Below are 12237 nucleotides of genomic sequence, written 5' to 3'. Positions count from 1 at the left end.
ACGGCGGGACGGTTCACACCCCGCCCCGAAAAGCTCTAGCATGGGCGGCATGGAGATCATCGACTTCCGCCCTGATTTGGCCCCGGTGTTCAAGGCCCTGAACGAGGCCTGGATCACGAAGTACTTCAAGCTCGAACCGCAGGATGTGGCGGTGCTCGACGACCCCTGGGGCGAGATCATCGCCCCCGGCGGCGCGGTGATGTTCGTCGGCCCCGACCGGGCCGACGCCGCCAGCATCGTCGGCTGCGTGGCGCTCAAGGCGATGGACGACGGCGGCTTCGAGGTGGCCAAGATGGCCGTGTCCGACGGCTACAAGGGCCAGGGCCTGGGGCGGCTGCTGATGCAGGCCTGCGTCGACCGGGCGATCGCCGAGGGCGGCACGCGGCTCTATCTCGAAACCAACAGCGCCCTGGCGCCGGCGCTCAGCCTCTACCGGTCGTTCGGCTTCAAGGAGCTGTCCGGCATGAAGCGCGGCCCCGGCGACTACGAGCGGGTCGACGTGTGGATGGAGCTCAAGCTGTAACCCCTCACCTTCCCAAGCTCGTCGCTTCGCGCCGACCTCGGGCCCCTTCCTCTCCCTTTGGGAGAGGTGTTTTTCCCAGTGCTGCCCTTCACCTCTCCCAAAGGGAGAGGAAGGGGCCCACGCCCGATCAGGGCGTGGGAAGGTGAGGGGTTACGCCGCCCGCCGCTAGAGCTCGTCGATCCGGCGCTGCAGCCTGTCCGCGCCGCGCTGGTTGAGAAGCCAGACCACCAGCAGCATCAGCGCCGCGATCATGGCCGCCAGCACGATGATCAGGTGATCGGTGGCGGCGGTGCGGTGCGCCGCGGGCGGGCCGAACCAGCGGCCCAGCAGGATCAGGGCGAAGCCGGGCAGCACCGGCGCCAGGTACCAGGTGCCGACGCTGCGCAGCGCATCGCGCTGGCGGGTCAGTTCGGCGCGCTGGAAGTCGACCAGGGCGGCGCCCTGCGTCTCGGCGGCCGGGATCGCCCCGCGCGAGGGCCCGACGCGGCTCAGCCGCCAGAGGATGTACAGCACGGCGGCGATCACCCAGGCCGCGCCGGCCTGCATCATCCAGCTGTGGCTGAAGATCACCACAGGCGCGAAGAACAGGATGCCAATGGCGCCGGCGAGGTATTCGCGCAGGTTGCGCCGGCGCACGCGGGTCTGCAGGCGTTCGGCCTCGTGATGGATCTGGGCGAGCGTCATCGGGTCGTACTCCGTCGGCTGGGATTGCCACAGGTGTTGCGGGTCGAGGTCCATCGGGTCAGTCGGCATGGGAGACTCCCCGGAATCGTTGCGCCAGGAGCGCCTTGAGGCGGTGCAGCTTGGTGGCCACCGCGCCGGACGTCAGGCCGCAGACCTCGCCGATCGCGGCGCCGTCCAGGCCTTCCAGATAGAGCAGCACGATCTGCCGGTCGGTGGGCTTCAGGGCCGCGATCAGCCGGCGCAGGATGTCCAGCGCCTGGCGCTCGCCGAGCTGGGTCTCAGGGTTGGGCTGGCCGGGGTCGGGACGCTCGGCCAGCTCTTCCAAGGAGGCGAGGGCGCCGGGCCGGGCGCGCCGGCGGCGCAGCATGTGCGAGACCCCGGTGTTGTGCGCCACCCGGTAGATCCAGGTGCGCTCGGCGCAGCGGCCGTCGAACCCGGCGTAGCTGCGCCACAGGGCGATGTGGATCTCCTGCAGCAGGTCGCGGCGCAGGTCCGCATCGGCCTCATACCCCCGCGCCAGCCGCTCCAACGCCGGCCCGTACGCCGCGGCGGCGCGCTGATAGCGCGCATCCTGCTCCGCGGTGCTGGCCTGTTCGCCGTCCATGCCCAGGTAGTCGCCAGCGTGTGGCGAATCTTACAAGCAAATCCGCCCTCCCCTTCATGGGGAGGGACAGCCCGCGCCAGCGGGCAGGGTGGGGAACACCCGCCGCGGCAAGCTTGTCATCGGGTTTCGCGGGGGCGTCGCACGGCCCCACCCTGATCGCTTCGCGATCTGTCCCTCCCCGCAAGGGGGAGGGTGAAGGCGTCTACGCGTCTTCCTTCACGCGCTTCTTGCGGAACGACGGGTTCAGGGTCTGCTTGCGCAGGCGGATGGCCTTGGGGGTGACCTCGACCAGCTCGTCGTCGTCGATATAGGCGATGGCCTGTTCCAGGGTCAGCCGGCGCGGCGGGGTCAGGCGGATGGCCTCGTCCTTGCCCGACGCGCGGACGTTGGTCAGCTGCTTGGCCTTCATCGGGTTGACGTCCAGGTCGTCCGGACGGCTGTTCTCGCCGATGATCATGCCCTGGTAGGTCTTCTCGCCGGCGCCGACGAACATCACCCCACGGTCCTCCAGGTTCCACAGGGCGTAGGACGCCGTGTCGCCGTCGGAGTTGGAGATCAAGACGCCGTTGCGGCGGCCCTCGATGGCGCCCTTGTAGGGTTCGTAGTGGCTGAACACCCGGTTCAGCACGCCCGAGCCGCGGGTATCGGTCAGGAACTCGCCCTGGTAGCCGATCAGCGAGCGCGACGGCGCCTGGAACGAAAGCCGGGTCTTGCCGGTGCCGGACGGGCCCATGTCCTTCAGCTCGGCCTTGCGGGCGGCCAGCTTTTCGATCACCACGCCGGAGAATTCCTCGTCGACGTCGATCATCACGTCCTCGATCGGCTCCAGCCGCTGGCCGGTCTCCGGATCGTTCTGGAACACCACCCGCGGGCGGCTGATGGAGACCTCGAAGCCCTCGCGTCGCATGCTTTCGATCAGCACGCCCAGCTGCAGTTCGCCGCGGCCGGCCACCTCGAAGGCGTCCTTCTCGGAGGTCTCGGCCACCTTCACGGCGACGTTGGACTCGGCCTCGGCCAGCAGGCGGGCCCGGATCACGCGGCTCTGCACCTTGTCGCCGTCGCGGCCGGCCAGCGGGCTGTCGTTCACCGAGACGGTGATGGCGATGGTCGGCGGGTCGATCGGCTGGGCCGGGATCGGGGCGGTGACCTGCGGATCGCACAGGGTGTCGGCCACCGTCGCCTTGGACAGGCCCGCCACCGCGACGATGTCGCCGGCCTCGGCGACGTCGATGGCGGTGCGCTTCAGGCCGCGGAAGGCCAGCAGCTTGGTGACGCGGCCCTTCTCGACGATCTGGCCGTCGCGCGACAGGGCCTGGATGGCCATGCCGGGGACCAGCTTGCCCGAGTCCACGCGGCCGGTGAGGATCCGGCCCAGGAACGGGTCGCTCTCGATCAGCACCGCCAGCAGGGTGGCCGGCTCCTCGGCGCGCGCCTCGGCCGCCGGGGCGGGCACGTGCTCGACGATCTTGTCGAACAGCGGGGCCAGGGTCTCGGACGGCTGGTTCATGTCCAGCGTCGCCCAGCCCTGCTTGCCCGAGGCGTACAGGTGCGGGAAGTCCAGCTGCTCGTCGGTCGCGCCCATGGCCGCGAACAGGTCGAAGGCGTCGTTGAGCACCCGGTCGGGGTCGGCGTGCGGCCGGTCGACCTTGTTGAGCACCACGATCGGGCGCAGGCCCAGCTTCAGCGCCTTGCCGAGCACGAACTTGGTCTGCGGCATGACGCCTTCCTCGGCGTCGACCAGCAGCAGGCAGCCGTCGACCATGCCCAGGATGCGCTCCACCTCGCCGCCGAAGTCGGCGTGGCCGGGGGTGTCGATGATGTTGATCCGCGTCTCGCCGGCCGCGCCGTGCCACAGCACGCTGGTGGCCTTGGCCAGGATGGTGATGCCGCGCTCACGCTCCTGGTCGTTGGAGTCCATCGCCCGCTCGGCGTGCGCCTCGTTGGCCCGGAACACCCCGGACTGCGCCAGGAGCTGATCCACCAGGGTGGTCTTGCCATGGTCGACGTGGGCGATGATGGCGATGTTGCGCAGGGACATGAACCGTTCTTTGGCTTGGCGGGGACGGGCGGGCGGGATAGGGGCCGGAAGGCCGGGGCTTGTAAGCGATCGCGGGGCGCAAAGCCACCCCGGTGCGATGACACCGGGGTCAGGCTAAGGCCCTGAAAAAGCATGGCTTGTCAGGTCGTGCGGACGTTGCGTCAGCTTATGGTGCGGCGCAACATACACGAGTCTGGCTGTCGATGTAAGGCTGAATGTTGAATTTGCTAGGGAAATCGGCTTTCCCCGCGACATTTCAACGTTGAAGCGTTTTTTGGGCTTGCCTGATTGTGCGCCGCACCCTAAATAGACCCTGTGAGGCGTCGCTGACGTCTCTGCCCTTCCTGGGCGTTTCCTCCCTAATGAACTGGCCGCGCCGTTGTGCGCGGCCTTTTTTTTGGCCCGCGTCCCGCGGTCGCCCTCGGGGTGTCGCGCGGCGGGCCGCCAGGGTCCCGGTTCAGGGCTGAACCATTCCCGCCCAGACGCTAGAGCGCCGACCACTCCATGGCGGCCAGGATGCCCGCCAGGCGGTCGAAGTCGGCCTGCAGCCGGGCGAAGCCGTCGGTGGGCTCCAGGGTCGCCTCGTCCACATAGAGCGCCCGGTTGATCTCGATCTGCAGGGCGTGAACGCGCCGGGTGGGGCGGCCGTAGTGCTCGGTGGTGTAGCCGCCCGCGTAGGGGGCGTTGCGGGCCACGCGGTAGCCCATGGCCTCCAGCTCGCGCTCCACCTGGCGCGAGAGCGCCGGGGCGCAGGCGGCGCCGAATCGGTCGCCGAGCACCATGTCGCAGCCGGCGCCCAGGCCGGCCTGCTGCGCCGCGGCCGCCGGCATCGAATGCCAGTCGACCAGCACCGCCACGCCGTGCTCGGCCCGAGCCTCGGCGATCAGGCTCGCCAGGGCGGCGTGATAGGGCTGGTGCACCGCCTCCACCCGCTCGCGCGCCTCGGCGAAGGTCAGCTTGCGGTCATAGATCTCCTGGCCCTCGGAGACGATGCGGGCGATGGCGCCAAGGCCTGCCGCCACCCGCGCCGTGCGGGCCCGGGCGTAGGCCGGCAGCTCGTCCTCGAACATCGCCGGGTCCAGCTCCCACGGCTGGCGGTTCACATCGAAGAACACGCGCGCGAAGAGGGCGCGCAGCAGGGTCACGCCGTGCGCCGGGGCGCCGGCGATCAGCTGATCGACATAGGCGTCCTCCGAGCGGCGGATGGCGGCCGCATCGAGGCGCGAGGCCGTGGTCATCTGCGGCGGATAGATTCGCCCCGAGTGCGGCGAGGCGAAGATCAGCGGGATCGATGGGGCGCCGGCGCCGGGCGGGGTGATCTCGAACGCGGCGCCGAGCGGGGCGTCGGCGCTCCCGGCAGTCCCCCTGTCGCCGCACGGCTCGGCGTCATTGCCCGCCGCCTCGGCGGCCACGCTCGGATCGCGCAGGTTCATCGATCGCATAATCAGGATCGTGCGGCGGCGGTCAAACGCGCAGACGCGGCGAGCGCCCGCGGCGCGGCGCGGGCCGCGACGATTGGCGTGGTTCACGCGGGATTTACGTCTGGGCGACTATCGTTGGCGCTTTCCCAGACTACGGTAACCGCCATGCCCCGCATCCTGCTCGCCGAAGATGACGACTCCCTGCGCGGGTTCCTCTCGCGGGCGCTGGAGCGCGCGGGCTACGAGGTGACCGCCTGCGCCGACGGCGACGAGGCGGCCGCGGTGCTGGACGAGCGCTGGGATCTGCTGCTCACCGACATCGTCATGCCGGGCATGGACGGCATCGAGGTGGCCCGTCTGGCCGCCGCACGCCAGCCCGGCCTGAGGATCATGTTCATCACCGGCTTCGCCGCCGTGGCCCTGTCCGCCGGCGATCGCGCGCCGGCCGGCGCCAAGGTGTTGTCCAAGCCCATCCACCTGCGCGAGATCGTCGCCGAGGTGGACCGGATGATGGCCGCCGCCTGACACCCAGGCGGGACCGCAATCACGGCCTTGCACTGCCAGGGCCCTGCCGGTATATCCCCGCCTCCTTCCCGAGGTTTGGACGCGTAGCTCAGCGGGAGAGCACTACGTTGACATCGTAGGGGTCGCTGGTTCGATCCCAGCCGCGTCCACCATCCTCCCTCTTCCGCGCCAGCATCGCCTCACCGCCGCCCGCCCCTGCGGGGGGGCCGCCCCTCGCCGCGGTCACTGTGTCGCAGGCGCGCCGCTGCGACGCCGTCCGAGGGGCGGTTGCGGCAAGGCTTCCTGAATCATTTCAATGATTTCGCTGTGCGACGGAACGGTCGCGTGCAAATCGATTGTGGGCGGGGATCGGGCGGAACGGTTACGCTCCTCGGACGCATTGTTACCATCCTGAAGAAAACCCTTGTTGCCGCGGTTCCCGTTGCGGCATCATCCCCAGTGGCCGACCCAAGCCGACAGAGCACGGGCGGTTCATTTGGGAGGCTATATTCATGAAGCGCAGATATTTCTGCGGCGCGTCCATCTTGGCCGTCGCCATTTCTTCGGCTGTCTCGGCTCAGGCGGCGGCCGCCGCCGCGTCCGCATCCGGAACCACCAGCACGGACACCCCGCAGGAAGTCGGGGAAGTCGTCGTCACCGGCTCATTCATCGCCGGCACCCCCAAGGACGGGCCGCTGCCCGTCGACGTGGTCCGCAAGACCGAGCTCGAACAGCGCGGCTCGCCGAGCATGGTCCAGCTGATCAAGACCATTCCCTCATCCGGCGCCGTGATCGGCGAGAACAACCGCTTCGGCGGCGGCAATGGCGCGGCCACCATCAACCTGCGCAACCTCAACTCGCCCACCACCGGCACCCGCACCCTGGTGCTGTTCAACGGCCGGCGCCTGCCGGTGTCGCCCCAGGGCCTGGCCGCCGTCGACGTCAACCTGCTGCCACAGGCGGCGATCGGCCGGGTGGAGGTGCTGAAGGACGGCGCCGCGGCCACCTATGGCTCCGACGCCATCGCCGGGGTGGTGAACTTCATCACCCGCACAGACCTCAACGGCCTCGAACTGGGCGGCAACTTCCAGGGCATCCGCGGCTCGGCGGGGGATTATGACGTTTCCGGCGCCTGGGGCCACAAGTCCGACAACGGCAACATCCTGTTCACCATCGGCTACCGGCACCGGTCGGAGCTGTCGGTGAAGGATCGGGCCTGGGCGCTGCGGACCGGCGTCGACGGCTATCTGCAGAACCCGCTCGGCGGCTGGGCCGCCACGGGCAACCCCGGGCTCTACAAGACCTATGGCGGGGTCCTGGCCGGAAGCCCGAACACCGGCTCGACCACGCCGGGCACGGCCTTCACCGGCAACCTGCCGGACATCGGCTGTGCGGCGAATGGCGGCGCGCCGTTCTCGCTGGGCAGCGGGATCTTCTCCACGTCGGCCTGTAACTTCCAGTACACGACCTTCGACAACCTGGTCGAGAACGAGGACCACTACCAGATCTACGGCGAGGTCAACTACGAGATCTCCGAGTCGGTGAAGATGCACGTCGAGGCGCTGTGGGCGCGTAACGACACGCCGATGCAGAACTGGGCGCTGACCGGCCCGAACCAGGCCCCGGCCCCGATCCTGGCGTCCGGCGCCTCCGCCGGCGGCGGGGTCGATCCCCTGGCGGCCGTCGGCACCGCCGAGCAGGTCTCCGGCTTCTATATCCCCGCCAGCAACCCGGGCCTGCAGGCGTTCCTCGGCCAACTCGGCGCGGCGAACTGCTCCGGCTCGGTGCTGCCCTATGGCACCACCGCCGCCAACTGCCTCACCGCCCTGACGGCGGCGCAGGCCAATGCGGCGGCCGCGGCGACGAACGGCGTGCTGACCAGCACCTCCTGGCGTCCCTTCGGCTTCGGCGGCGACCCCGCCAACGCCGACATGCACAGCCACTACAGCTATCACACCGACACCTGGCGCATCGCCGGCGGCTTCTCCGGCAAGCTGCCGTGGGCGAACATGGGCTGGGATGTGTCGATGACCTACCAGGACCTCGACAACCACTACAACCTCGAGGACATTTCGGTGAACCGGCTGCAGCTGGGTCTGCGCGGCTTCGGCAGCAAGGCCAGCGACAGCGCCTCGGCCCAGTGCACGGCGGCCAAGACCAACAACTTCACCCAGAACGCCGGCAACACAGCCCTCGGCTGCTATTATTTCAACCCGTTCGCCAACGCCTTCCAGCAGAGCCTGTCGAACGTCCCGGCCAACCCCTACTACATCGGGACCAGCGGCATCGCCGGCTTCAACGACGCCGCCGCCGCCCGCTCCGAGCTGACCAAGTGGATGGTGGCCAAACAGTACAATGAGATCGAGGCGCGGCTGTTCGTGGTGGACGGCATCCTGCACGGCGACGCCCCCTTCAAGCTGTGGGGATCGCAGCCGGTGCAATGGGCCGTCGGGGCGCAGTACCGCTACGACCGCACCACCCAGAACCCGGACACCCTGTACAACGCCAACGCCACGCCTTGCGTGGACTCGCCGCCCTACGGCGACGGTGCGCCGTTCTGCCCCACCACTTCCAACGGGCCGTTCCTGTTCAACGCCGACCTGCGTCCCTACGACGTGAAGCGGCAGATCGAGTCCGGCTACTTCGAAGTGCGCCTGCCGGTGCTAGACAACCTCGAAATGACGGTCGCCACCCGCGCCGAGCACTACGAGGGCATCGGCACCACGGTGAACCCCAAGCTGTCGGGCAAGTGGCAGGTGGTGGACTGGTTCGCGCTGCGCGGATCGCTGGGCACCACCTACCGGGCCCCGTCGGCGACCTACGTCACCAACACCTTCACCCGCGGCCTGTCGAACGCCTCGGGCACCTACAGGGCCAGCGACCTCTACGGCAATCCGAACCTGCAATCGGAAACCGCCTTCACCTATGACGTGGGCGGCGTGTTCAAGATGTGGGGGATCAACGCCACGGTCGACTACTGGAACTTCAACTTCAAGAACCCGATCACCACCGAGCAGACCGCCGACATGGTGGCGTTGATGTTCCCGTCCTCGGGGCCGAACCACTGCGGCGATGCGGCCTATGCGGCGCTGCAGGCGCGGTTCACGTTCGACACCAACGGCTGCAGCAAGACCGGCATCCTTTCCTACCACACCAACTACATCAACGGCGGCCGGGTGCAGACCTCGGGCATCGACTTCCAGGTCACCTGGTCGCCGAACAAGTCGATCGGTCCGGGCGACCTGACCGTCGGCGCGGATGGCACCTACCTGATCGCCTATGACGAGACCCCGTACGCCATCGAAGGCCACCTGATCTCGAACAACGGCATCATCCACCGGGCCGGCACCTATCAGGCCGCGATCTTCACCGGCTACAACCGCCTGCGGATGAACGCCTTCCTCAACTACCACTGGGGCCGGCACAACCTGCGTTGGCAGATGCGCTACACCTCCGGCGCCTTCCAGCCCCCGGGCACCACCTCCAACACCATCGCCGGCCTGGTGGGCGGCTCGCCCTACATCGCGTCGTACATCCAGAACGACCTGATCTACCGGGTGGAGCTGCCCTACCAGACCGACCTGACCTTCACGATCCAGAACATCGCCGATGCGGACCCGCCGTTCGCCATCGGCACCCAGTACAACTACGACCCGGGCAGCGGTAACCCGCTGGGCCGCGTCTTCGCCATCGGCGTGAAGAAGAAGTTCTAGGCAGACCTCAGCTGCTGAAGCTGGGGAGGGCGCCGTTCCGCGAGGGGCGGCGCCCTTCTTCTTGTGCGCCTGGGGTCAGGGGCGGTCCTTCTTGGGCATGGCGGCGACCTCGTCGGCGGTCAGCTTGCGCACCGACGAGACCTGGCAACGCTGCCGCCCGATCACCGAGGGGCTGAAGATCTCGTAGTCGACATTGGTCCCTTCACAGATGAAGTCGCCGCCATGGGACTTCAGGGCGATGTGATGGGCCCAGTCGATGTCGATGCAGGGCGAGAACAGGGTCAGCTGATAGACGTCCTTGATGCCGGCGCGGACGTAGACGGTGCGGTCGTCCTTGACGCTGAACCCGTCAGCGTTGCGGCCATAGAAGCAGGCGTTCGAAGCCTTGCTGGCCGCCGCGGCGGCGGGCGTCTCGGCCATCACCCCGGGCAGGGCGGTCAGCAGGCCGACCCCCGCCAGAAGGGACAGAAAGCCGCTCTTGATCTTGGTCATCACTTCACTCTCACGCGACGGTCCCTCGGAGGGCAAACATACACCGCGCCTATCAGGCCTGGAACGCCGCCGTTGCGGGCTCGTTCCGGCTCATCGTCCGGGGGCCACGAGGCGCGCCAGGGGGGCGGGCAGGGGCGAGGGCAGGCCCAGCGCCTGGGCCGCCACGTGCTCGGCCAGCAAGGGCGCCATGGCGAAGCCCCGCGAGCCGAGCCCGGTCAGCACAAATTGGCCCGCTGGCAGGCCGGCCGGCCCGTCCAGCGCGCCGGCATGGGGCAGGCGGTCGCGGGTGGTGGCGCGGATCGCCGCGCGGCCGTCCAGAGGCGCCCCGGAAAGTCGCGCCGCAAGCTGTGGCAAGGTCCTGCCCACGGCGGCCAGGTTGCGGTCGTGGTCGGCCGCGCGCAGCGACCGGTCGATATCGTCCCGGTCGTGGGTGGCCCCGAACAGCACGCCCTCGCCAGTCGGGATGGCGTAGGCGCCGAACGCGGCGGGCGCGCAGGCCTGGCCGTCCCGGGTCCAGCTGGCCTGGCCGCGCACCGCCTGCAGGGCCGGCAGGGCCGGCGCCAGCCCGGCGCTGTCCAGCCCGGCCGCGAGGCAGACGACGTCGACGTCGGCGAGGCTGGCGCCGTGGGCGTCCTCCAGCCGCCAGCCGTCCGGCGCCCGGGTCAGGCGCGCAACCCTTGCGCGGCGCACCTCGCCCAGCCACGCCGGCAGCACCACGGCGGGCGCGACCACCAGCGCCTGGCTCAGGTCCAGCGCGCCGGGGGCGGGCTCCCCCAGCCGGTCGGACGTCGCCTCCGGGGACAGCGGGGCCAGGCGCCCTGGTTCGAACAGGTCCGCGCCGGCGATGGCGGCGAAGCGGCGATGGTCGCGCTCGGCGCCTTCCAGCTGCAGGACCCCGCGATCGATCACCACCGCGCCGCCGGCCTCGGCGTCCAGCGCCTCGTACAGTGTCACGGCGCGGGCGAAGGCCTGGGCGAACAGTGCGGCCGGAGCGCCCAGCCCCGCATCCAGGCGCGGGGTGACCAGGGCGGCCGGGTTGCCGGAGGCGCCGGCGCCGGGCCCCTCGGCGTCGAACACCATCGCCTCGACCCCCGCCGCCCGGAACGCCCGGGCCAGGGCCGCGCCGGCGATCCCGGCGCCGACGATGGCGACGCGTGGCGTGGGCGCGTCGATCGGCGGCGCGCCGGGCGCGCGGGCTTCCAGCCGCTCGCGCTTGCGGCCGAAGCCCGGCTGGCGCGCGACGGCGAAGCCCGCCGCCGCGAGGCCCCGCCGCACGGCGCCCGCCACGGTATAGGTCGCCGCGCGGGCGCCTGACGCCGAGCGCGCCGCCACCAGCCGCAGCAGATCCTCGCCCCACATGCCCGGGTTCAGCGCCGGAGCGAAGCCGTCCAGGAACCAGGCGTCGGCGCGGCCGTCCCAGGCCTCCAGCGCGGCGGCGGCGTCCATCACCGCCACGTCGAGGGTGGCGGACAGTTCGGGCAGGTCGACGCGGTGGAAGCCCCGGGCGCGGCCGGGCCAGCGGCGGATCAGGCTGTCGACGGGGGTCGCCAGCTGCGGCCAATGCGCCAGGGCGCGGCGCGCCTCGTCCGCGGTCAGGGGGTGGGCTTCCACCGAGAACAGGCTGAGGTGTGCGCCCTCGGGCCGCGTCCGGCGCCACAGCTCCAGCGCCGCGGCGATGTTGAGGCCCGTGCCGAAGCCCAGTTCGGCGATGCAGAACCGCCGGCGCCCCGCCCAGGCGTCTGGCAGACCGCAGCCCGCCAGAAACACCGCCCGGCTCTCCTCCAGGCCGCCATCCTTTGAGAAATAGACATCCCCGAAGGCGCGGGAGCGCGGCTGACCGGCCTCGTCCCATTCCAGGGTGGGACCGTCCTGGAGGGGGGCGGCGGGATCGGCGGGGTCGGGCATGGGCTGGATCGCCGGCTCGCAGAAACACGAAGGGCCGCCCGGATGGAGCGGCCTCTGCCGATACGCCCTGGATGGCGAGAAGACTACTTCTTGGCTTCGGCGGCCGAGGCGTCGCCGGCGGCCGGCGAGGCGGCGCTGGAAGCGGCCGGCGCGGCGGTGGTCCCGCTGGCCGGCGCAGGCCCATTGGCGGCGTCGGCGGCGGCCGTCGCGGCGGCGGCGTCGGCCTTGGCGCTGTCGTTGGCGGTGGCCGGGGCGGCGCTGGCGTCCGGAGTCTTGTCGGCCGGCTTCTGGCAGGCGGCGACGGTGAGGGCGGCGACGGCGGCGCCGGCGACGAGCAGCTTGCGGACGATCAT

10 protein-coding genes and 1 tRNA gene are annotated in these 12237 nt (G+C 70.3%); 4 read left to right on the top strand and 7 right to left on the bottom strand.

Annotation, left to right across the window (positions count from 1 at the left end; all coding sequences use genetic code 11):
• Nucleotides 1-40: 40 nt before the first annotated feature.
• Nucleotides 41-523: a GNAT family N-acetyltransferase gene (locus tag ACO2Q3_RS25845; RefSeq protein WP_423312013.1), complete on the top strand. Its 483-nt coding sequence runs from the start codon at nucleotides 41-43 to the stop codon at nucleotides 521-523.
• A 165-nt stretch (nucleotides 524-688) separates the two neighbouring features.
• On the opposite strand, the gene ACO2Q3_RS25840 is transcribed toward ACO2Q3_RS25845, so the two are convergent.
• From ACO2Q3_RS25840 to ACO2Q3_RS25825, 4 genes are all read right to left on the bottom strand, one after another.
• Nucleotides 689-1276, bottom strand: a complete 588-nt coding sequence (locus tag ACO2Q3_RS25840) for a hypothetical protein (protein WP_423312011.1) — start codon at nucleotides 1274-1276, stop codon at nucleotides 689-691.
• Nucleotides 1266-1811, bottom strand: coding sequence for an RNA polymerase sigma factor (locus ACO2Q3_RS25835; protein WP_423312009.1), 546 nt, complete (start codon nucleotides 1809-1811; stop codon nucleotides 1266-1268). Before ACO2Q3_RS25835 ends, ACO2Q3_RS25840 begins: the two co-directional genes overlap by 11 nt.
• A 202-nt stretch (nucleotides 1812-2013) precedes the next feature.
• On the bottom strand, nucleotides 2014-3849 hold the full coding sequence (typA, locus tag ACO2Q3_RS25830; protein ID WP_423312007.1) for a translational GTPase TypA: 1836 nt from the start codon (nucleotides 3847-3849) through the stop codon (nucleotides 2014-2016).
• Between the two features lie 485 nt (nucleotides 3850-4334).
• Nucleotides 4335-5282, bottom strand: coding sequence for an N-formylglutamate amidohydrolase (locus tag ACO2Q3_RS25825; RefSeq protein WP_423312124.1), 948 nt, complete (start codon nucleotides 5280-5282; stop codon nucleotides 4335-4337).
• Nucleotides 5283-5435: 153 nt separating this feature from the next.
• Here ACO2Q3_RS25825 and cpdR point away from each other — a divergent pair, with 153 nt between their 5' ends.
• The 3 genes from cpdR to ACO2Q3_RS25810 all read left to right on the top strand — a co-directional run bounded on the left by cpdR (nucleotide 5436) and on the right by ACO2Q3_RS25810 (nucleotide 9487).
• Nucleotides 5436-5795, top strand: coding sequence for a cell cycle two-component system response regulator CpdR (gene cpdR / locus ACO2Q3_RS25820; RefSeq protein WP_423312005.1), 360 nt, complete (start codon nucleotides 5436-5438; stop codon nucleotides 5793-5795).
• A gap of 77 nt (nucleotides 5796-5872) precedes the next feature.
• Nucleotides 5873-5947 (top strand) — tRNA-Val (locus ACO2Q3_RS25815).
• A gap of 339 nt (nucleotides 5948-6286) precedes the next feature.
• Nucleotides 6287-9487, top strand: coding sequence for a TonB-dependent receptor domain-containing protein (locus ACO2Q3_RS25810; RefSeq protein WP_423312003.1), 3201 nt, complete (start codon nucleotides 6287-6289; stop codon nucleotides 9485-9487).
• Nucleotides 9488-9562: 75 nt separating this feature from the next.
• Here the strand turns inward: ACO2Q3_RS25810 and ACO2Q3_RS25805 are convergent, their stop codons facing one another.
• From ACO2Q3_RS25805 to ACO2Q3_RS25795, 3 genes are all read right to left on the bottom strand, one after another.
• Nucleotides 9563-9979, bottom strand: a complete 417-nt coding sequence (locus ACO2Q3_RS25805) for a DUF6491 family protein (RefSeq protein ID WP_423312001.1) — start codon at nucleotides 9977-9979, stop codon at nucleotides 9563-9565.
• A 90-nt stretch (nucleotides 9980-10069) separates the two neighbouring features.
• Complete coding sequence (gene mnmD, locus ACO2Q3_RS25800; RefSeq protein ID WP_423311999.1) at nucleotides 10070-11884, bottom strand: tRNA (5-methylaminomethyl-2-thiouridine)(34)-methyltransferase MnmD; 1815 nt, start codon at nucleotides 11882-11884, stop codon at nucleotides 10070-10072.
• An 83-nt stretch (nucleotides 11885-11967) separates the two neighbouring features.
• Complete coding sequence (locus ACO2Q3_RS25795; RefSeq protein WP_423311997.1) at nucleotides 11968-12237, bottom strand: hypothetical protein; 270 nt, start codon at nucleotides 12235-12237, stop codon at nucleotides 11968-11970.

The organism is Caulobacter sp. KR2-114 (genome assembly GCF_049446115.1).
In the GTDB taxonomy this organism is placed as follows: domain Bacteria; phylum Pseudomonadota; class Alphaproteobacteria; order Caulobacterales; family Caulobacteraceae; genus Acaudatibacter.
Note: the sequence above shows the minus strand (reverse complement) of the source record. Positions and strands in the feature narration are given on the sequence as shown.

Coding starts and splice junctions, on each gene's coding strand:
- ACO2Q3_RS25845 (WP_423312013.1), top strand. CDS start 41: ATGGGCGGCATGGAGATCATCGACTTCCGCCCTGATTTGGCCCCGGTG.
- ACO2Q3_RS25840 (WP_423312011.1), bottom strand. CDS start 1,276: ATGCCGACTGACCCGATGGACCTCGACCCGCAACACCTGTGGCAATCC.
- ACO2Q3_RS25835 (WP_423312009.1), bottom strand. CDS start 1,811: ATGGACGGCGAACAGGCCAGCACCGCGGAGCAGGATGCGCGCTATCAG.
- typA (WP_423312007.1), bottom strand. CDS start 3,849: ATGTCCCTGCGCAACATCGCCATCATCGCCCACGTCGACCATGGCAAG.
- ACO2Q3_RS25825 (WP_423312124.1), bottom strand. CDS start 5,282: ATGAACCTGCGCGATCCGAGCGTGGCCGCCGAGGCGGCGGGCAATGAC.
- cpdR (WP_423312005.1), top strand. CDS start 5,436: ATGCCCCGCATCCTGCTCGCCGAAGATGACGACTCCCTGCGCGGGTTC.
- ACO2Q3_RS25810 (WP_423312003.1), top strand. CDS start 6,287: ATGAAGCGCAGATATTTCTGCGGCGCGTCCATCTTGGCCGTCGCCATT.
- ACO2Q3_RS25805 (WP_423312001.1), bottom strand. CDS start 9,979: ATGACCAAGATCAAGAGCGGCTTTCTGTCCCTTCTGGCGGGGGTCGGC.
- mnmD (WP_423311999.1), bottom strand. CDS start 11,884: ATGCCCGACCCCGCCGATCCCGCCGCCCCCCTCCAGGACGGTCCCACC.
- ACO2Q3_RS25795 (WP_423311997.1), bottom strand. CDS start 12,237: ATGATCGTCCGCAAGCTGCTCGTCGCCGGCGCCGCCGTCGCCGCCCTC.